Origin of the sequence: uncultured Algibacter sp. (genome assembly GCF_947487575.1) — a bacterium.
GTDB lineage: Bacteria > Bacteroidota > Bacteroidia > Flavobacteriales > Flavobacteriaceae > Algibacter_B.
The window spans coordinates 78,886-98,976 of the sequence record NZ_CANKXG010000004.1 but is presented as its reverse complement, the minus strand read 5'-3'; the positions used below and the strand labels follow the sequence as shown (position 1 = coordinate 98,976).

Genomic DNA, 20,091 nt, shown 5'->3' with positions numbered 1-20,091 from the left:
AAACGTCATTGCGAGGAGCGAGCGACGTGGCAATCTTTAAAAGTTTAGTTCTACACTTAGTTAATTACTTCCAAAGCTTTAAAAAGGATGACGCTGCAATCCCTAACGCGGGTATCCGCCAAATTCAGTTCTTATTAAGTATTTTTGTCATTCCTGCGCAGGCAGGAATCCATTTTCAAAGACAAGTGTAAATGCATAAAAACATACACCAATATTACCTATATATACTTTCCAACAAAAAGAACGGAACCTTATACATTGGTGTTACAAACGACTTAGAACGAAGAATGTTCGAACACAAAAACAAACTCGTTGAAGGTTTTACCGAAAAATACGGACTTGATAAACTGATTTATTTTGAAACTTACCAATATGTAAACGATGCCATAAAGCGTGAAAAAAACATGAAGAAATGGAAACGTCAATGGAAAATCAACCTAATTGATGAAGAAAATTCCAGTTGGGAAGATTTATCTGCAGATTGGACTTATTTAATTGATTGATTTTATTCTGGATTCCTGCCTGCGCAGGAATGACAAATAAATGTAATTTGGCTTTTAAGTATAATTATAATGTAAATTTTAATTTACTTTTCACTTAAAAAACCAATACGATAACTAAAAAACACTGCTGTCATTCCTGCGCAGGCAGCAATCTATTTTACATTATTCTCTGTTCTTATTCTTTTCAAAATCAGATTCAGTATCGATTTCTTGAGCATGAATTCTAATTTTATCTGTATAAGATAAAATATTATTAGATTCGTAAAACTTATCCAAATCTTCAATTTCAATCCATCTCGAACCAGCTAAGTTAGTATTGAATAATTCTTCAAAAATGTGTCCTTTAATACTCCTTTCAGAACAGTCCTCTTTACTAATCATTCCTTTCTCTTTAATTATTTTCATAGCTTCACAAATCGGCAAATGTAAACCAGTACTAATTAATTTGCTATCAGCTCTTTGTAGCTTTGAAGTTGGCCTTAAAAACCCTGAACAATATGGAAATCTATAATCTCTATTTTTTGTCTCTGGTCCATTACATAACCCACTCGAACACAAATTATTTTTCATTTTATAAAGTTGCGGATTCAAGTTTTTTGCCTGAGAAATATATAAAGTTTTATTATTCCAAGCCTTATATTGCATATGAGCAAAACGAACTTTATTTGTTCTCATATCAAAATGTTCATAAATCAAATCTACACCTAAAATAGTTTCTTCCCGATCAGGATGCAAAAGTCTCAATCTCAAAACCTTGTCTTTGTTTATTTTAAAATCTTTATAACTATCATTCTCATAAAGAGGTTCTCCAAAATACTCATATCGAGAACGAAGGTAAAAGTCATGATTCAAGGTCTTATGTTCACTTTGATTTCTTGGTGTAAAATATTCTTTTGCTGCAAAAAGGTTAAACTTCTTTTTATTTAAATATGTAAATTTTCCATTTTTTTTTGAAAGTAGCTCTTCAACTCTGCTTAATTCTTTTTCAATTAAATCAACAGGTTCAACTTTATGATCAATTGTAGATTCTGCTTCTGCCTCATCTCTATAATATCTCACTAATTCATTTTCATTTTTACTAGTTAATAGTGTTACAATTGATTTATACAGTTTTGGATTTAAATCATTAATAATTCCAAAAGCGAACTCATAGGTAATTGAAAGCGTAGAATTCCTTGCTAAAGTTACAGATTCTCTAATTGCATTTACTGTTTGAAATGCAGCATCTCTTCTTTCTTCTTCTGGAATTGAATTGTTAGTATAAAAATCTGGATCTTCCGTTGTATTCATAATTGTCAAATCAAGGATACTTTAAATTATTTAAATAATTCAAAGTTAAAAGCTAAGTTAAAACTTTACTTACAAAATCTACAACAAACTTATAAACACTTGTAAACAAATTAAATATGGATTCCTGCCTGCGCAGGAATGACAAAAAGGAATATTACGTATTTTAAAGTTAATAATCTGTAAACCGTTATTTAATTAAAAAATTCTTCAATGTTTCTAGAATTAATATAATGTGTTCTGTCATTCCTGCGAAGGCAGGAATCCACAAATACAAAACTCAAACAAAAAAAATCCCCTTTTCAAATACATGAAAAAGAGATTTTTTAAGTTGTTGGGGTTCTTGATTGATGAAGAACCTTTACCCTACTAGCTTTTCTGTAATGCTTTTAAAATAAGAATTAATAATACCGCACTTACAATAAGCAGAAGTTATAAAAAAGGCGTTTTAGAAGTACTAGAAAAATTTTAGTTGAAGATTCCTTTTTTTGGTTTTAGAATGGTTGGTGCCCAAACTTTAATATCATCAAATTTACCCGTATCATCAAACGAACCAAAACCTAAATATCCAGATTTAAAATGCGCATCTGTTGCTTTCATGATAGGTTTTGTCATGTCATCAAAATAAATTTCAATACCCCCTTCTTTAACTTTTCTAACCGCTCTAGCGGTATGCCAATCGTCCACCGCGCCCCAACTAGTCCCCTTAGTTCTTTCCGAAGCTATACTTTTTCGAGGATTATCATTAACTATAAAAATAGAATTTGCGTGTGCATCTGCTTTTGAAGCGATATGTGTGTAATAAAAATTAGATGCGTTAGTAATGCCAAACATTAAACATAAATCGCGGTGCCCATACTCTCTTCCGTTTTGGTTTAGTCTTATTTCATAAATAAAATCACCAAGAAGCACATTTTTTATCAAAGCTATATTATATGGCGACCTTACTTCTGGTTTGTAATTGCTTTTCCCAACAAGCTCTAAACAGTTGCCGTTGCTTCCTTTTGAAATGCGCCAGACTTTACTGTCCGTCATTTCAAAATCATGTATCGCCTCTGTAGATTCAAAATCTTGACTGTAAACTAGTTTATAATCCTCTGGAATGGTGGCTTGGGCACATAGTTTTATACTTAAAGTAAAACATACAAAAAGAGTAAAAGGAATTTTCATGTAGTGAATATTTATTGTTCTCTAAATTATCACTTTAGATTTTAATAATAAAAAAAATCCCTTTCCAAATTCATGAAAAGGGATTATAACATGTAGAGAGTTTTTCGGTTTACAGAAAAGTAACCAACCAAATTTTAACCCTAACTTAAAGTTAATCCTGTATTCTTACTTGACTCTCTACAATATCTTTAATAGGCACTATTAATTTTCCTTCTTTTGTTTTTAATGTTACTGTTATGCCATCAATAGATTCAACTTCAGCTTTAATACCATTAAATTCTATTTTCTGACCTATTTCGTATGTTTTTCTTGTGTAAAATGTTTTTAATAAATCGCCTACTACTTTTTGTGCTCCAAAACCTAGTGCTAATGCAAAGGCTAATAAGAACGCTGCTAAAATCATTGTTAAATTACTTGTAATAATTTCAGTATCAATTCCTGCTTGGTTTAACGCGGTAATAGAAACAAAAATCAATATGATAAAAAACACAACTTGACTTATTATTTTGGCTCCTGATAAATCCATGGATTCAAAAAATGATTTCAGTCCTTTTTTAATGAGGTTTGCTAAAATTAATCCTACTGTAAATATAACTAGTGCAGCAAATAATTGTGGTAAATAGCCTAAAAGGTTACTAATTTGCTCAGAAATCATAGTTAGATTCATAATATCTGATGCCATGATTAATAGCATGATATACATGACCCATTTTACAAAATTTGATACTACCTTTATTGTATCAAAGTTTAGTTGTTTGCCTTCAACAATTTCTATTTCATTTATTGCATCGTCTAACTTGTTTGCTTTTGCTAGTTTTAACGCCTTTTTAATAATCTTTACAATTAGTTTTGTTAAAAGCCATCCCAGTACTAGCACAATTATAGTTCCAATAATGTTTGGGAATATTGCAGAAATTTCCAGCCACATGGTTGTTAAAGATTCCATGGCTATATTTTTCCATTGTGTTGCTTTTTCCATTGTTAATCTATTTAAGTTAGGGTAATTTATATTTTATTTGTTGGTTTTTCTACTTCTCATAACGGTTTCTATAACATCACCAATATTATATGAAAACAGGGCAGCCAACTCCATTATGAGTTTTGCCATGGCAATATCACTCATAACCTTCGACTTAAGTTCCTGTGGAACCTCCTTAAGCGGTTGGTTTATATGTTTAAATGGATTATCCATTATAATTTGAGTTTTCGTTATAAACGGTTATTAATTTGTCTTTAGCGCGTTTAATTCGCATTTTAACTGCGCTTTCTCCAATATCTAAAGCACTTCCAATCTCCTTTATAGTAAGGAAATCTTGATATTTTAATAATAAAACCATTTTCTCCTCAGGAGAAATAAGTTCTAATGCTACTTTTAATTTATCAACTTTCATATCCAGAAAACTATTATCGTCTTCTTCATAATCATCAGAAAGGTTTTCTATATCTTTATAATCAACCGATTGCTTTTCAAATTTCTTGGCTGTATTTCTGGTTACATAATTTACACAATGATTATAAGTAAACGCATACAACCATGTTGAAAATTTCGATTTTCCTTTAAAACTAGCCAATTTAACAAAGAGTTTTAAAAAAACATCTTGTGTTAAATCTTTAGCTTCGTCCCCATCTTTAGCAAAACCATAGCATTTGTTATATACCAATCCTGCATATCTATCGTACAGAACCTCAAAAAGCAATGTGTCATTAGTAGTCACAATGGCTTTCACCAGATCTTCATCAGATAACTTATTAATGTTGTTGAGGGTCTTCAAATTTAGCTTTCGCTATTTAGTTGTTATAATGTTTAAGACACGACCTTTTTTGATGGGTCACTTAATTTGCAAAAAAAACAAAAAATATATGTATTAGACTAAAAAAGGTGTTATTTATACTTACTCATTTATTACGCAAAAGGGTTTTTATTGAAATATATTGCATAATAAAATATAGTTGATATAATATAAAATATGTTTAAGTTACAATAAAATCTTAAAAATTAGTAATTTTAAATTTAATAAAAAACTTACAACCAAATATTTATAAGAACATGAAAAAAATAATTCTAACCTTAATCGCCTTTAATCTATTTTTTTCTTGTAAAAAAACAAATAAACAACCCAAAGAACTTATTGTAAACAAAACATCTACTTCCAAGTACGCTTGTGTACCTCCTATTACAGATGCACAATGGTATAAAGAAGACAATATTGCACCACTTTTAGATGGTTATGATGTCATTGATTACCCAATAACCACTCAAAATGATTTAGTACAACAGTATTTTAATCAAGGTATGGCTTTAGCTTATGCTTTTAATCATGCCGAAGCTGCACGATCTTTTCATTACGCCACAAAATTAGACCCTACTTGTGCTATGGCTTATTTTGGGTTTTCCTATGTTTTAGGACCAAATTATAATGCTGGTATGGAACCAGATAATTACGAACGTGCTTATACTGCGATTCAAAAGGCAAAATCATTATCTAATAATGCTACAAAAAAAGAAAAACAATTTATTGAAGCTTTAGCAAAGCGATATGCTCCCGAACCACCTGAAGACCGAATTCAATTAGACATCGATTATTCTAAAGCTTTAAAGAAATTATACAATGCATACCCCGATGATACTGAAATTTCTGCGCTTTATGTGGAATCTATGATGAATTTGCATCCTTGGGATTTATATGATAAAAAGGGACAAGCCAAACCTTGGACTCCGGAAATTATATCCACCTTAGAGACATTAATTAAAAAGAATCCCAAACACCCAGGAGCGCATCATTTTTATATTCATGCTGTTGAAATGTCTAACACTCCCGAACGTTCAGATGCATCAGCAAAACTATTTGATCAAGGCTTGGTTTCTGGTTCTGGACATTTATTACACATGCCTTCTCACACTTATATTAGAACGGGCGAGTATCACAAAGGCACGTTATCAAATATTGCAGCCGTAAAAGCTGATAGTACTTATGTTAGTAATTGTCATGCTCAAGGCGCTTATCCATTAGGATATTATCCACATAATTATCATTTTATGGCTGCCACAGCAACTCTTGAAGGAAATAGTCATTGGGCTATGATTGGTGCCAATAAAGTATCTGAATATGTATACCCAGAAATCATGAAAGAACCGGGTTGGGGCACACTACAGCACTATTATACCATACCTTATTATGTGGCTGCAAAGTTTAAAATGTGGGATGAAATTATTGATATGAAATTAGAAACCCATAATTTAAAATACCCTAAAGCCATAAGACATTATGCTGAAGGCCTAGCGCATTTAGGAAAAGGAAATATCAATAAAGCAAAGGCTGAACTTTCTGCACTTGAAATATTAGCAAAAGACGAAAGCTTAAAAGAAGTGACTATTTGGGATATTAATGACGTTCATGTTTTGGTTCAAATAGCTGTAAAAGTTTTAAAAGCTGAAATTCTGGCTCATGAGAAAGATTACAAAGCTAGCATTGTAATCTTGAGAGAAGCCATAGCTATTGAAGATGCACTTAATTATAACGAACCACCAGATTGGTTTTTCTCTATTCGTCATCATTTAGGCCCTGTGCTTATGAAGAATGGACAAAATAGAGTCGCTATTGAATTATATGAAGAAGATTTAAAAAACTTCCCCAATAATGGATGGGCGCATCATGGTTTAAAACAAGCTTATAAAGCTTTAAACGATAACGATAACATAACAAGAATGAATAACCACATTGCTGAAAGTTGGGCATATGCTGATTATGAAATCTAGAGATTCATTAAACTTTTGTTAACTCTATTTTTAAACATGATTCTTATACTTGATATTTATAAATTAGCTAAAAAATTAAGCTTATGAAATTCCTTTGTACCTGCTTTATCGCTATCATTTTTATTTTACCATCAAAGAGTCATGCCGTAGACAATTTTTGGGGAGCAACTGGCCATCGCGTTGTTGGAAAAATAGCTGATGATTATTTATGTGGAAAAGCTAAACGTGAAGTTAAGCGCTTATTAAAAAGAAAATCACTTGCTTTTGTTTCAACATTTGCAGACGAGATAAAAGCAGATAAACGTTATAATGAATTTTACACTTGGCATTACATTAATATGCCACTTGATGAAAACTACGAGAACTCAAAGAAAAACCCGAAAGGTGATTTAGTAACCGGAATAGCGTATTGCAAAAAAATTATTACTGATGATAAATCTTCTGATAATGACAAAGCATTTTACTTGAAGTTATTAGTTCATCTTATTGGCGATTTACACCAACCAATGCATATTGGTTTAGAGAAAGATAGAGGTGGAAACGACTTTAAAGTACAATGGCATTATAAAGATTCAAACCTACACAGAGTTTGGGATAGCGAAATGATTGAGAAATACAACATGACTTATACAGAATTAGCTAATAACGCAGATATTTTAACAAAAAATCAAGTAAAAGCTATTCAAAAAGGGTCTGTTATTGATTGGGTAAATGAAACACATGAACTCACAAAAAAAGTATATGCTTCAGCTAAGCCTGAGGAAAATTTAAGATATCGTTATTCTTATAACAATTTTAAAACAGTTAGAAGTCAATTACAAATTGCTGGAATTCGTTTGGCTAAGGTTTTGAATGAATTGTTTTAAAGATAATATTTATCTTATAAAATAAAAAAGGTTGACTAATTACGTCAACCTTTTTTATTTTATAAGATTCTTGCCTTCACAGGAATTTGTTAAATATGTAATGCCCTATCCTCAGTAGCCGCCAAAGCCGCTTCTTTAATAGCCTCTGTAAATGTTGGATGCGCATGAGACATACGAGATATATCTTCAGCAGATGCTCGATATTCCATAGCTACAACCGCTTCAGCAATCATATCTGCAGCACGAGCTCCAATCATGTGTACCCCTAAAATTTCATCAGTCGTTTTATCAGCTAAGATTTTCACAAAACCATCTAAATCCATGCTTGCTCTACTTCTACCTAAAGCACGCATAGGAAAAGAACCCACTTTGTAATCTACTCCAGCTTCTTTTAATTCTTCTTCAGTTTTACCAACTGCTGCAACTTCTGGCCATGTGTAAACAACACCAGGAATTAAATTATAATCAATATGTGGTTTTTGTCCTGCTAAAGTTTCAGCTACAAAAACACCTTCTTCTTCAGCTTTGTGTGCCAACATAGCACCTTTAACTACATCCCCAATAGCATAAATATTGGATGCTGATGTTTGTAAATGTCCGTTTACTTCCACTCTACCTCTATCATCTAACTTCACACCTGCAGCTTCAGCATTTAAACCATCTGTATAAGGACGACGGCCAACAGATACTAAACAATAATCACCTTTAAATTCAACTTCTTCACCTTTTTTGTTATCAGCTTTTACGATAATTTCATCGCCAACGCGCTCAACAGATTTTACTTTGTGAGACACTTGCATTTTAAATTTCGCTTTCTTGAAAACCTTATTTAATTCTTTAGATAAACCAGCATCCATGGTTGGGATGATTCTATCCATAAATTCTACAACAGTAACTTCTGCACCTAATCGACGGTAAACTTGACCTAATTCTAAACCAATTACACCACCTCCAATAACAATCATGTGTTTTGGAATTTCTTTTAACTTTAAAGCTTCAGTAGATGTTATAATACGCTCTTTATCAATATTTATAAACGGTAGGCTTGATGGCTTACTACCCGTTGCAATAATGGTGTTTTTAGCTTCAATCTCTTCATTCTTATCGCCAGAAATATTAATATGAGTGGCATCCTTAAAGCTTCCTAAACCTTGATAAACATCAATTTTATTCTTCTTCATTAAGAAATCAATACCTCCTGTAGTTTGGTCTACAACGGCTTGTTTACGCGCAATCATCTTCTCTAAATTCACTTTTACTTCACCTGGTACTTCAATACCATGTTCCTCAAAATGCTTTACCGCATCATCATAGTGATGAGATGAATCTAAAAGTGCCTTACTTGGAATACAACCTACATTTAAACAGGTTCCTCCTAATGTGGAATATTTTTCTATAATGGCAGTTTTCATGCCTAATTGTGCGCAACGAATAGCTGCAACATAACCTCCAGGACCAGAACCGATAACGGCTACATCGTATGAATTCATATAATATTTCTTTGATTAAAAAAAGATGCTTTGACTGTGCTCAGCACAACAAAACAAAACTAAAATCAAAAATACGAATTTAGATTCAAGGGCTTTAAAGGATTAAGAGTTTTTTAAACAATTTAATGATGTTTATGAATATCATTTAAAATCCACTCCAATTCAGTATCAATATTTGATTTTCTATCCTTTAAATTTGGTAAAATCTCAACATCTGGTTTAATACCAAATCCGTCTGGTATTTGTTTTTGCGGTGCTTCAATTTGCATTAATCCCATACGTACTTTTACTTTAGATGTCGGTAATTCATATAATTTATAAATACCTGCAACAGTTCCGTTATATGCTCCACCAGTTTCCTCTCCAACAAAAGTAGCACGATTTTTAGCTTTTAAATGTGTTGATAATAGTGATGAGGCCGAAAACGAATTACCATTTATTAGCACATACATCTTTCCTTTAAAATTGAGCGTATTAGGTTCTTTAACCTTAGCGTGCTTACTAAACTTATAGTAAATTTTTCCATCTCTTTTTCTAGTCTTTAAAAGATTATGAGTAGCTACAATTGGAAACAATAACGCACCAGCCACTTTAACACTATTAGGTGTTGTATTACTCATAAATGATTTTAAAAAAGGGGTTCTGCTTTTTACTTCACTTTCAGTAATAAATTGATAATCTTTATCTGTGAGATAAGAATACAAATAATCTATTTCTGAAATACGTCCGCCTCCATTGTCTCTTAAATCTAAAATGAAATACTTTGTCTTTGATGACTTTATTTTTGCAAAACTTTCTTTATAAAACTTTTTATATGGCCCGTTACTAAAACTTCTAATTTTCATATAAGCTATTGTACTATCTTTTCCTATAAAACTAAAGTTACGTGTGTATTGCTTACGCTTTCCTAAATAACCGTATTTTCTATTATTCTTTTTTCTTTTTTTGTTTGCAAGTTTAATTGCCTGTTTTTCTTCTTTAGTTAATTTTTTAGGTTTTGTTTTTTCTACGGAAGTGGTATCTGCTAACTTTTTATTTCCTTTTTTATTTTCATCTTTTTCAACACGTCTAAACATTTTTGAAAACAACGTATCTTTAGACTTAAAGAGTATTTTTAAACTATCTAAATAACCTTTATCCTTGTAATAAAAAACAGAAAATCCTTTTGAAACAAATCTATCATGAAGTGTTTTGTTATGGCCATCAGAAGCAAAACGGGTTTTGTAGGTTTCAACTAATTTTAAAGCAGGCTCATCATTTATACTCACAATTTCATTACCAACTAAAGTAGAGTCTTTTCCTCTGTATGCTTTAACCCAAAGTTTGCCTTCTAAATATTCAAAATCTAAATCGTAAAATTCAAACTTCTTCTTTTTAAGTGCTTTTCGCTCTTTTTTTGTAAACCACTTACTAACTGAACCTACAGACACATGTCCCTGTTTAACTTCTGCAACAACAGGCGCTAATTTTTTGTAAAATGTTCTTGAATCTAAAGGCTGACTTATAGAAGTCTTAAGGCTATCAAATTTAAAATCTAAAATTTCTTTTGAAGTATATTGATATAATTTGGGATGATGTTTCTTTAATTGACTATATAACTTATCAATATCTTCTTGTAAATCAGCAACAGAATGCAACTTGGTAATTTGCTCATTATGTTTCTTTACACTTTTACATGACCCTAATAAAAACAATAAAAGAAATGATAAAAAAACTTTATTCATATAAGCTAAAATAAGAGTATTTATAATATCTAAAAACAGATTAATGTTTCTTTAACTTTTGAATACATTCAAACGAAATCCTTTGAATAATTTATGTAATTTTGTGCTTCATGCAAAAACACATTAACATACAAAACAAGAAAGCACGCTTTCAATATGAAATTTTAGATAAGTACACCGCTGGTATTGTGCTAACAGGTACTGAAATAAAATCGATTAGAAGTAGCAAAGCTTCTATTGCTGAAAGTTTTTGCGAGTTTAGTGAAAATGGTGAATTATTTGTAGTGAATATGACCATTCAAGAATATGCTTTTGGTAATTACTACAACCATAAACCAAAAGCGACCAGAAAGTTACTTTTAAACAAAAAGGAACTTAAAAAATTAAATAAAGAAGTTCAGAATACGGGACTTACTATTATTCCATTACGTTTATTTATCAATGATAAAGGTTACGCTAAGTTAGAGATTGCTCTAGCGAAAGGTAAAAAGCTTTATGATAAACGTGAAACTATTAAAGATAGAGACAATAAGCGCGATTTAGATAGAATCAAGAAAGCTTACAAATAGCATATACTATGCTTAGATTCCCATTTTCAATAGGAATGACAAGTTCAAATAAAACCACAATAAAAATTGTGGAAACCCTTTAAAATTTAAGGGTTTATTAACGCTTCAATTTATTAGTATTCTCTATTTTACAATTCTAAAAACTTTATCATGAAAAAACTATTAGCATTTCTATTTATTGGTGTTATGACATTCAATATTCAAGCTCAAGAAAAGCCTAAAAAAGAAGTTGTAGAAACTAATGAATTTAAAATTGATAGCGCTTCTGTTTTAACTTTAGATAGCACCATAAAAACTTTATACGCTGTAATTTCTGGTGAAAAAGGAGAAGAAAGAAATTGGGAACAATTTAAGTTTCTTTTTAAACCTGATGCCAAATTAATTCCATCTGGAAAAGATAAATCTGGAACTTACAGAGTACGTTATATGACTCCTGACGACTACATTAAAGGTTCGGGCAAATGGTTAGTTGAAAACGGTTTTTTTGAAAAAGAAATACATCGAGAAATAGATACCTTCGGAAATATTACGCAAGTTTTCAGTAGTTATGAATCTTTCTATAGTGAATCGGATGAAAAACCTTTTATGAGAGGTATTAATAGTATTCAATTATTGAACGATGGTAAACGCTGGTGGATAATTAATATTTATTGGACACAAGAATCTGAAGAAAATCCTATCCCACAAAAATACTTACCTTAAACAAGAATAGACCATATAAATTTTAATCCATTATGCTAAAAAAAACAACCTTATTATTTATACTTTTAATAGTACTTACTTTTGAAGTTAAAGCGCAAGAAACTACTAAACCTATTTTTAAAGATGGGGAGGCACAAATAGTTGAAGCTTTTAGTACACCCGAAAAATGGGTAAGACATGATTTATTTGTTGAAACCGAATTTGATACTGATGGCGACGGAAAACTAGACCGCGTACATGTAGATGTTACAAGACCATATCAAACAGATACCGAAGGCTTAAAACTACCCGTAATTTATGAATCTAGTCCGTATTACGCTGGTGTTGCACCAGATGTTGATGGTGTTTTTTGGGATGTAAAACATGAGTTAGGTGACTCGGTAAAAGAACGTGTTCATCCTGAAGTAATACGATTAGGTGAGCGACCAATAATTTCTAATTCGCAAATTGAAAAGTGGGTTCCAAGAGGTTATATCGTTGTGCATTCATCTTCCCCTGGAACAGGATTGTCACAAGGCTCACCTACTGTTGGTGGTGACAATGAATCATTGGCTCCTAAAGCAGTTATTGATTGGTTATGTGGTAGAGCAAAAGGCTATACAGAGCCTTACGGAACTGAAGAAGTTAAAGCCTTTTGGAGTACTGGTAAAGTAGGTATGACAGGAACATCATACAATGGAACAATTCCTTTGGCAGCAGCAACAACAGGTGTAGAAGGGTTAGAAGTTATTATTCCGGTTGCACCTAATACATCATACTATCACTATTACCGTTCAAATGGTTTAGTACGTTCTCCTGGTGGTTATCTAGGTGAAGATATAGATGTGCTTTATGACTATATTCATAGTGGCGGTGAAGAAGCTTTTATACCAAAATCTAAAGAAAAAATAAACGATGCAGAAATCCCTAAAGCTTTTAAAAACAAAAGAGCATATAGTAATACTATGGTTAGAGATACTGAAATGAAAAATGGCATGGATAGAATTACTGGAGATTATAATGATTTTTGGGCTGGACGCGATTATCTAAATGATATGACTCCTATGAAAGCAGCTATGTTAATGTCGCATGGGTTTAATGATTGGAATGTGATGCCAGAACATAGCTATCGTATTTATAAAAAAGCAAAAGAAATGGGTTTAGAAACTGGTGTTTATTACCACCAATACGGACATGGTGGACCACCACCTGTAAGTATGATGAATAAATGGTTTACGCATTATTTACACGGTATTGAAAACGGTATTGAAAACGAATCCAATAAAGCTTGGATTGTTCGAGAAGACGATAAAATGGAAGCACCAACAGCTTACAAAGATTATCCAAATCCTGACGCAGAAGCTGTAATACTACACCTTACCTCGGGCGCCCCAGAAATTGGAGGTTTAACAACTACAAAAACTCAAAAACAAGGCAAAGAAACATTAACCGACAATTACTCTTTTTCTGGAGAAACTTTAGCTCGAGCAGAAATTACAAGTCATCGTTTATTGTATGTAACTCCAAAACTTAAAAAAGATGTTCACATTTCAGGTGTACCACAAATTACAGTAAAATTAACAAGTAATAAACCCGCTGCTAATTTATCCGTTTGGTTAGTTTCATTGCCGTGGAATGATAGCAGAAAAGCAAAAACTACCGATAATATTATAACACGTGGTTGGGCAGACCCACAAAATCATAAGTCGTTAACAGAAAGTGAACCTTTAAAGCCTGGTAAGTTTTATGATGTTACTTTTGACTTACAACCAGATGACCAAATTATTAAAGCTGGACAACAAATTGGTTTGATGATTTTTTCTAGTGATAAAGAATATACTTTACATCCAAAACCGGGTGCAGAATTAACTATTGATTTGGATGGAACGCATTTAACGTTGCCTGTTGTTGGAGGTAGTGAGAATTTGGATTAAATAGTAAACCCTTAATATTTTATAACTAAAAAGTCCTTGATCAAATCAAGGACTTTTTTAATTCTTATCTTCTAATAGAGGCACAAATCTAAACTCTCCAAATTCTTCTTGTTCAAATTCCTTTGGTCCCTTTCTGGTAAACATAGTCATGACTTGAACATCGTCTCCAACAGGAATAACAAGCTTACCGCCTATTTTTAGCTGACTCAATAAAGGCTTTGGAACAAAAGGGGCTCCAGCAGTTACAATAACACCATCAAAAGGGGCTTCTTCTTCCAGACCAATATAACCATCTCCAAAAATGAGTTTTTTAGCACGATACCCTAATTTAGGAAGAAACTTACTCGTTTTTTTAAACAATTCGTTTTGGCGTTCTATACTATAAACCTTCGCACCCAACTCACATAAAACAGCAGTTTGATAACCGCTACCAGTACCTATTTCTAGTATTTTATCTCCTGCTTTTATTTGCAATAATTCAGATTGAAATGCTACCGTATAAGGTTGAGAAATGGTTTGGTCTGCACCAATAGGAAACGCTTTATCTTGATACGCATGATCTAAAAATCCAGAATCCATAAACAAATGCCTTGGTATTTTCCCAATAGCTTTTAAAACATTGATATCGGTTATACCCTTGTTTTTTAATATATTAACTAGTTTCTGTCTTAATCCTTGATGTTTAAAAGTGTCTTTCAATTTTTGGTGGCGTTTGGTTTGCTAAAATTAGGCAAAGATTTTCAAGCTTTAAACTATTTATTCAGATTTTATTTTTCATATCTTTAAAATGAAAAATTCACATTAATAATGCTATTTTTGTTTAAAACGTAAAATTATGCTAAAAGCTGGAGTTCTTGGTGCTGGTCACTTAGGTAAAATTCATTTAAGACTTCTTAAACAATCTGAAAAATATGAGCTTGTTGGGTTTTATGATGCCGATGAAGAAAATGGTAAAGAAGTAGAAGCTGAATTTGGTTATAAATTTTTCAACTCGATTGATGCTTTAATTGATGCTGTAGACATGGTTGATATTGTAACGCCTACACTATCACACTATGATTGTGCTAAACAAGCCATTGCTAGAGGCAAACATATTTTTATAGAAAAACCAATTACCAACACGGTTGAAGAAGCAGAACATATTAGACAACTTTTAGCTGAAAACAATTTACGAGGACAAGTTGGTCATGTAGAGCGATTTAACCCTGCCTATCTTGCTGTTAAGGATGAAATTAACTCACCTATGTTTATTGAAACACATCGTTTAGCAGAATTTAACCCCAGAGGTACTGATGTACCCGTGGTACTAGATTTAATGATTCATGACATTGATATCATTTTAAGTGTTGTAAAATCTAAAGTGAAAAAAGTTTCAGCTAGTGGCGTTGCTGTAATTAGTGACACACCCGATATTGCTAATGCACGTTTAGAGTTTGAAAATGGTTGTGTAGCTAACTTAACAGCTAGTAGAATTTCTTTAAAGAAAATGCGTAAAGCACGATTTTTTCAAAAAGATGCCTATATCTCAGTTGATTTTTTAACAAAAAAATGTGAGGTTGTTAAAATGAAAGACGCGCCTGAAAACCCTGGAGATTTTGATATGATTCTCCAAAATGCTGAGGGTGTTAAAAAGCAAATATATTTTGATAATCCATCTGTACCAGATAATAATTCCATTTTAGATGAATTAGAAACTTTTGCAGATGCTATAAATAATAATACGACGCCTATTGTAACGCTACATGACGGAACAGAAGCCTTACGAGTTGCTACGCAAATTATAAATAGTTTTTAGATGAAAAACGTTGCAGTAATTGGAGCAGGTACTATGGGAAATGGTATTGCTCACACTTTCGCTCAAAGCGGCTTTAAAGTTCAGCTAATTGATGTTAGTGAAGACGCTCTAAAAAAAGGTATACAAACCATAGCTAAGAATTTAGATAGAATGGTTTCCAAAGAAAAAATTACTGAGCAACAGAAAACCGAGACTTTAAATAATATAACCCCTTACACCAATATTAAAGATGGTGTTGATTCTGCTACTCTAGTTGTTGAAGCTGCTACAGAAAATTTAGAACTAAAACTCAATATTTTTAAAACGCTAGATAAGGCGTGTTCAGAATCAGTAATTTTAGCTACTAATACATCTTCTATTTCCATAACCCAAATTGCAGCTGCTACATCAAGACCAGAGCGCGTTATTGGAATGCACTTTATGAACCCTGTACCCATAATGAAATTGGTAGAAATTATTAGAGGTTACAACACTAGTGATGATGTCTCTAATACCATCATGGAACTTTCTAAAAGCTTAGGGAAAATTCCTGTTGAAGTAAATGATTATCCTGGTTTTGTAGCAAATCGTATTTTAATGCCTATGCTCAACGAATCTATTGAAACGCTTTACAATGGTGTGGCTGGTGTTGAAGAGATTGATACCGTTATGAAGTTAGGTATGGCACACCCAATGGGGCCTCTACAACTTGCTGATTTTATAGGTTTAGATGTATGCTTATCTATTTTAAATGTGATGTATGATGGTTTTAAAAACCCAAAATATGCACCATGTCCACTCTTAGTTAATATGGTAAGAGCTGGTAAATTAGGTATAAAGTCTGGTGAAGGATTCTACGATTATGCTGAAAGTAGAAAAGCGGAGAAAGTTTCAACTCAATTTTTAAAGTAAACAGTCTCAGTCGCCGTTATCAGTACTGACACTGAACACTGCGATTGCTATCTTAAAATTATGGCAAAAATAATTCCATTTAAAGCGGTGCGACCAACCCGAGCTATTGTAGGTTTGGTAGCAGCAAGACCTTATCAAAGTTACACGGTTGAGGAGCGCGAATCAAGAATGGATTATAATCCTTACAGTTTTCTTCATATCGTAAATCCAGGATATAAATATCATCAAACTATTCATGGTGAAGCCCGTTATAAACTTGTTCGAAATAGATATTTAGAGTTTAAAGAGGATGGCATTTTTATTCAAGATGAAAAGCCTTCATTGTATGTTTACAAGATAGTTGATAGACACGGACAAAAATTTAACGGTATTATTGCAGCTACCAGTGCTAAAGATTATGAGAATAATGTTATAAAAAAACATGAAGATACTATTGCTAAACGTGAGCAAACCTTTAAAAGCTATTTAAAAACCGTTGGGTTTAATGCAGAACCTGTACTTCTCACCTATCCTGATAATAAAGTAATTTCATCTATAATAGAGCAAACTCAAAAAAATCATGCAGAATTTGAGTTTACCATGACCTACAGAGACACCCATTATTTATGGAAAATAGAAGATGAAGAAGCTATTAATCAAATTCAGAACGAGTTTGAGAAAATGAAGACTATATACATTGCAGATGGACATCACAGATCATCGTCATCTTATCTGTTATATAAAGATGAAAAAGATAAAAACCCAAATCATAATGGTACAGAATCCTATAACTTTTTCATGTCTTATCTAATTCCAGAATCAGATTTGGTAATCCATGAGTTTAATAGACTTGTAAAAGACTTAAATGGATTAACAAAAGAAGCATTTTTAATTCGTTTAGATTCTGCTTATCGAATAGAGAACAGAGGTAACATTCCCTATACCCCATCAAAACCTCATCATTTTAGTATGTATTTGGATGGTAATTTTTATTCTTTATACCTCAGAAAAGCACGATATAAAGTTAATACGGCTTTAGATGAACTTGATGCAGAATTACTATACAAAACCATACTACAGCCTATATTGGGTATAAACGATTTAAGAAACGATAATCGCATAGAATATGTGAATGGGAAACACGATATAATTACTATAAAAAGCAGCGTAGATAGTGGCGAATTTAAAATTGGGTTTGGCATGTGTCCTGCTACTATCAAACAAATAAAAAACATAGCAAATGAAGGTTTAACTATGCCTCCAAAAAGCACTTATATTTTACCTAAATTAAGAAGTGGCATAACCATTTATGAGTTTTGATATTTATAGCTTTTCTATACTTATTTAATATCTCATTAAAACATTTTAAATAAAACAATGTCTATTAAAAATAATTTAAAAAACATAAAATCCGTTCTACCAGAGCATGTTACGCTTGTAGCTGTATCAAAAACCAAACCTGTAAATGACCTCATGGAAGCATATAATGCTGGTCAGCGTATTTTTGGCGAAAATAAAATCCAAGAAATAGCAGAGAAATATGAAGAAATGCCTAAAGATATTGAATGGCATATGATTGGGCATGTACAACGTAACAAAGTCAAATACATGTCGGGTTTTGTCTCTTTAATTCATGGTGTAGATAATTTTAAATTACTCAAGGAAATAAATAAGCAGGCTAAAAAGAGTGAAAGAGTCATTAATTGTTTATTTCAAATAAAAATAGCTTCAGAAGATTCTAAATTTGGTATGACTCCAGAAGACGCTTCAAACATTATTCAATCTAAAGATTTTTCAGAACTAGAAAACATCAAAATCACGGGTGTTATGGGAATGGCAACATTTACTGACAATCAAAGTCAAATAGAAAATGAATTCAAACAATTAAAATCTACTTTTGAAACATTAAAAGTACTTAATACTAACAATTGTAAACTAGAAACTATTAGTATGGGTATGAGTAGCGATTATCCATTAGCAATTGACTGCGGAAGCACCATGATTCGAGTTGGAAGTAGTATATTTGGACATAGAAGTTATAAAAATTAAGCTTTTAAACAATAAAATAACAACTTCCTATTTACGCAATTTTAGACATAGAAACTACCGGTGGAAAGTACAACGAAGAAGGCATAACAGAAATTGCTATTTACAAGTATGATGGGCATGAGGTAATAGATCAATTTATAAGTCTCGTAAATCCTGAGCGTGAGATACAACCTTTTGTGGTTAATTTAACTGGTATAAATAGTAACATGCTTCGCAATGCTCCAAAATTCTATGAAGTTGCAAAACGTATTATAGAAATTACTGAAGATTGCATTTTAGTAGCTCACAATGCGCAATTTGATCACCGTATTTTATGCACTGAGTTCAGACGACTAGGTTATGAATATGAAAGAAAATCACTTTGTACCGTGGAGCTTTCCAAAGATTTAATTCCTGGGCAAGCATCTTATAGCTTAGGTAAATTAGTTCGATCACTCGGAATCCCTGTAACTGACAGACACCGTGCATCTGGAGATGCATTGGCAACAGTCAAGTTATTTAAGATGTTATTAGATAAAGACACCACAAAAAGTATTATTCAAAATTCCATTAGGCTAAACCCCAAACGCCAAATAGAACCAAGACATTTAGATATTATTGATGCTTTACCTGCTATTACAGGTGTTTACTATATCCACAAAGAGAACGGAGATATTATTTACATTGGTAAAAGCAAAAACATAAAAAAACGTATTAATCAACATTTTACAGGTACTAACCATAAATCTAAAAAAATACAAGCCCAAGTAACCACTGTAACTTATGAAGCTACTGGAAGTGAACTTGTTGCGCTTTTAAAAGAAAGTGAGGAAATAAAAAAAGTAAAACCTATACATAACAGAGCATTACGTCGTTCTATTTTTACACACGCTTTGTATAGTTTTAAAGACGAAAACAACTATATAAACTTAAAAATTGATGTCGCAGATGGTCGTAAAAAGCCCATTACTACCTTTAGTAATCGCCAAAGCGGAAAGAGTTTTATAACTAAAGCTGTTGAAGATTATAATTTATGCCAAAAACTTACAGGACTTTATAAAACAAAAACTAGTTGTTTTAATTTCGAAATTAAAAGCTGTGAAGGTGCCTGTGTACAAAAAGAAGCTCCTGAGGTATACAACAAACGCGTTGAAGCGTTAATTGAGAAAAACAGTTATACCAACAAAAACATGATAATTATTGACAGAGGTAGAGACATCGATGAACGAAGTGCTATACTAATAGAAAATGGCGTTTTTAAAGGGATTGGTTTTTTCAATTTAAACTATCAAATTACTAATCTTAAAGTTCTAGAGTCCATAATAACACCTATGCAAAATAATAGGGATACCCAGCATATAATTCAAAGTTACCTTAGAAAAAATAAACACCTTAAAATACTTTCAATAGATTAAAC

The 20,091-nt window shown here is 32.0% G+C and carries 19 protein-coding genes; 11 read left to right on the top strand and 8 right to left on the bottom strand.

Annotated features, from left to right (window positions below; genetic code table 11):
- Nucleotides 1-191: 191 nt before the first annotated feature.
- Nucleotides 192-503 (top strand): GIY-YIG nuclease family protein, encoded by a 312-nt coding sequence (locus Q0870_RS05370; RefSeq protein WP_298552703.1) that lies wholly within the window; start codon nt 192-194, stop codon nt 501-503.
- A 162-nt stretch (nt 504-665) separates the two neighbouring features.
- On the opposite strand, the gene Q0870_RS05365 is transcribed toward Q0870_RS05370, so the two are convergent.
- From Q0870_RS05365 to Q0870_RS05345, 5 genes are all read right to left on the bottom strand, one after another.
- Nucleotides 666-1,793, bottom strand: coding sequence for a hypothetical protein (locus Q0870_RS05365; protein ID WP_298552686.1), 1,128 nt, complete (start codon nt 1,791-1,793; stop codon nt 666-668).
- Between the two features lie 465 nt (nt 1,794-2,258).
- On the bottom strand, nt 2,259-2,960 hold the full coding sequence (locus tag Q0870_RS05360) for a hypothetical protein (protein ID WP_298552670.1): 702 nt from the start codon (nt 2,958-2,960) through the stop codon (nt 2,259-2,261).
- A gap of 151 nt (nt 2,961-3,111) precedes the next feature.
- On the bottom strand, nt 3,112-3,939 hold the full coding sequence (locus Q0870_RS05355) for a mechanosensitive ion channel domain-containing protein (protein WP_298552657.1): 828 nt from the start codon (nt 3,937-3,939) through the stop codon (nt 3,112-3,114).
- A gap of 33 nt (nt 3,940-3,972) precedes the next feature.
- Nucleotides 3,973-4,152 carry a hypothetical protein gene (locus Q0870_RS05350; protein ID WP_298552630.1) on the bottom strand — a complete coding sequence of 60 codons (180 nt, stop codon included), beginning with the start codon at nt 4,150-4,152 and terminating at the stop codon, nt 3,973-3,975.
- Complete coding sequence (locus Q0870_RS05345) at nt 4,145-4,732, bottom strand: RNA polymerase sigma factor (protein ID WP_298552616.1); 588 nt, start codon at nt 4,730-4,732, stop codon at nt 4,145-4,147. Before Q0870_RS05345 ends, Q0870_RS05350 begins: the two co-directional genes overlap by 8 nt.
- A gap of 275 nt (nt 4,733-5,007) precedes the next feature.
- On the opposite strand from Q0870_RS05345, the gene Q0870_RS05340 reads away from it, so the two are divergent.
- Nucleotides 5,008-6,717 carry a hypothetical protein gene (locus Q0870_RS05340; RefSeq protein WP_298552608.1) on the top strand — a complete coding sequence of 570 codons (1,710 nt, stop codon included), beginning with the start codon at nt 5,008-5,010 and terminating at the stop codon, nt 6,715-6,717.
- Nucleotides 6,718-6,800: 83 nt separating this feature from the next.
- A complete protein-coding gene (locus Q0870_RS05335; RefSeq protein WP_298552594.1) occupies nt 6,801-7,583 on the top strand; it encodes a S1/P1 nuclease in 783 nt (260 codons plus the stop codon).
- An 89-nt stretch (nt 7,584-7,672) separates the two neighbouring features.
- Here the strand turns inward: Q0870_RS05335 and lpdA are convergent, their stop codons facing one another.
- Nucleotides 7,673-9,073 carry a dihydrolipoyl dehydrogenase gene (gene lpdA, locus Q0870_RS05330; protein WP_298552582.1) on the bottom strand — a complete coding sequence of 467 codons (1,401 nt, stop codon included), beginning with the start codon at nt 9,071-9,073 and terminating at the stop codon, nt 7,673-7,675.
- A 122-nt stretch (nt 9,074-9,195) separates the two neighbouring features.
- Nucleotides 9,196-10,797, bottom strand: coding sequence for a S41 family peptidase (locus tag Q0870_RS05325; RefSeq protein WP_298552573.1), 1,602 nt, complete (start codon nt 10,795-10,797; stop codon nt 9,196-9,198).
- 110 nt (nt 10,798-10,907) lie between these two features.
- Here Q0870_RS05325 and smpB point away from each other — a divergent pair, with 110 nt between their 5' ends.
- The 3 genes from smpB (at nt 10,908) to Q0870_RS05310 (ending at nt 13,981) form a co-directional block, all read left to right on the top strand.
- Nucleotides 10,908-11,366, top strand: a complete 459-nt coding sequence (smpB, locus tag Q0870_RS05320) for an SsrA-binding protein SmpB (protein WP_298552558.1) — start codon at nt 10,908-10,910, stop codon at nt 11,364-11,366.
- A 150-nt stretch (nt 11,367-11,516) separates the two neighbouring features.
- Nucleotides 11,517-12,068, top strand: a complete 552-nt coding sequence (locus Q0870_RS05315) for a hypothetical protein (RefSeq protein WP_298552544.1) — start codon at nt 11,517-11,519, stop codon at nt 12,066-12,068.
- 32 nt (nt 12,069-12,100) lie between these two features.
- Complete coding sequence (locus tag Q0870_RS05310; protein ID WP_298552531.1) at nt 12,101-13,981, top strand: Xaa-Pro dipeptidyl-peptidase; 1,881 nt, start codon at nt 12,101-12,103, stop codon at nt 13,979-13,981.
- A 57-nt stretch (nt 13,982-14,038) separates the two neighbouring features.
- Here the strand turns inward: Q0870_RS05310 and Q0870_RS05305 are convergent, their stop codons facing one another.
- Nucleotides 14,039-14,680, bottom strand: a complete 642-nt coding sequence (locus Q0870_RS05305) for a protein-L-isoaspartate(D-aspartate) O-methyltransferase (protein WP_298552516.1) — start codon at nt 14,678-14,680, stop codon at nt 14,039-14,041.
- 136 nt (nt 14,681-14,816) lie between these two features.
- Here Q0870_RS05305 and Q0870_RS05300 point away from each other — a divergent pair, with 136 nt between their 5' ends.
- From Q0870_RS05300 to Q0870_RS05280, 5 genes are read left to right on the top strand one after another with little or no spacing between them, the layout of a single operon-like run.
- Nucleotides 14,817-15,776 (top strand): Gfo/Idh/MocA family oxidoreductase, encoded by a 960-nt coding sequence (locus tag Q0870_RS05300; RefSeq protein ID WP_298552499.1) that lies wholly within the window; start codon nt 14,817-14,819, stop codon nt 15,774-15,776.
- Complete coding sequence (locus Q0870_RS05295; protein WP_298552485.1) at nt 15,777-16,667, top strand: 3-hydroxybutyryl-CoA dehydrogenase; 891 nt, start codon at nt 15,777-15,779, stop codon at nt 16,665-16,667. It begins immediately after the preceding gene.
- A gap of 60 nt (nt 16,668-16,727) precedes the next feature.
- Nucleotides 16,728-17,966 carry a DUF1015 domain-containing protein gene (locus Q0870_RS05290; RefSeq protein WP_298552469.1) on the top strand — a complete coding sequence of 413 codons (1,239 nt, stop codon included), beginning with the start codon at nt 16,728-16,730 and terminating at the stop codon, nt 17,964-17,966.
- Between the two features lie 57 nt (nt 17,967-18,023).
- Nucleotides 18,024-18,695, top strand: coding sequence for a YggS family pyridoxal phosphate-dependent enzyme (locus tag Q0870_RS05285; protein WP_298552454.1), 672 nt, complete (start codon nt 18,024-18,026; stop codon nt 18,693-18,695).
- Nucleotides 18,696-18,724: 29 nt separating this feature from the next.
- Nucleotides 18,725-20,089 carry an exonuclease domain-containing protein gene (locus Q0870_RS05280; protein WP_298553446.1) on the top strand — a complete coding sequence of 455 codons (1,365 nt, stop codon included), beginning with the start codon at nt 18,725-18,727 and terminating at the stop codon, nt 20,087-20,089.
- Nucleotides 20,090-20,091 lie beyond the last annotated feature (2 nt).

Bases quoted from the DNA above. Each gene is read 5' to 3' on its own strand.
- Q0870_RS05370 (WP_298552703.1), top strand. From the start codon at position 192: ATGCATAAAAACATACACCAATATTACCTATATATACTTTCCAACAAA.
- Q0870_RS05365 (WP_298552686.1), bottom strand. From the start codon at position 1,793: ATGAATACAACGGAAGATCCAGATTTTTATACTAACAATTCAATTCCA.
- Q0870_RS05360 (WP_298552670.1), bottom strand. From the start codon at position 2,960: ATGAAAATTCCTTTTACTCTTTTTGTATGTTTTACTTTAAGTATAAAA.
- Q0870_RS05355 (WP_298552657.1), bottom strand. From the start codon at position 3,939: ATGGAAAAAGCAACACAATGGAAAAATATAGCCATGGAATCTTTAACA.
- Q0870_RS05350 (WP_298552630.1), bottom strand. From the start codon at position 4,152: ATGGATAATCCATTTAAACATATAAACCAACCGCTTAAGGAGGTTCCA.
- Q0870_RS05340 (WP_298552608.1), top strand. From the start codon at position 5,008: ATGAAAAAAATAATTCTAACCTTAATCGCCTTTAATCTATTTTTTTCT.
- Q0870_RS05335 (WP_298552594.1), top strand. From the start codon at position 6,801: ATGAAATTCCTTTGTACCTGCTTTATCGCTATCATTTTTATTTTACCA.
- lpdA (WP_298552582.1), bottom strand. From the start codon at position 9,073: ATGAATTCATACGATGTAGCCGTTATCGGTTCTGGTCCTGGAGGTTAT.
- Q0870_RS05325 (WP_298552573.1), bottom strand. From the start codon at position 10,797: ATGAATAAAGTTTTTTTATCATTTCTTTTATTGTTTTTATTAGGGTCA.
- smpB (WP_298552558.1), top strand. From the start codon at position 10,908: ATGCAAAAACACATTAACATACAAAACAAGAAAGCACGCTTTCAATAT.
- Q0870_RS05315 (WP_298552544.1), top strand. From the start codon at position 11,517: ATGAAAAAACTATTAGCATTTCTATTTATTGGTGTTATGACATTCAAT.
- Q0870_RS05310 (WP_298552531.1), top strand. From the start codon at position 12,101: ATGCTAAAAAAAACAACCTTATTATTTATACTTTTAATAGTACTTACT.
- Q0870_RS05300 (WP_298552499.1), top strand. From the start codon at position 14,817: ATGCTAAAAGCTGGAGTTCTTGGTGCTGGTCACTTAGGTAAAATTCAT.
- Q0870_RS05295 (WP_298552485.1), top strand. From the start codon at position 15,777: ATGAAAAACGTTGCAGTAATTGGAGCAGGTACTATGGGAAATGGTATT.
- Q0870_RS05290 (WP_298552469.1), top strand. From the start codon at position 16,728: ATGGCAAAAATAATTCCATTTAAAGCGGTGCGACCAACCCGAGCTATT.
- Q0870_RS05285 (WP_298552454.1), top strand. From the start codon at position 18,024: ATGTCTATTAAAAATAATTTAAAAAACATAAAATCCGTTCTACCAGAG.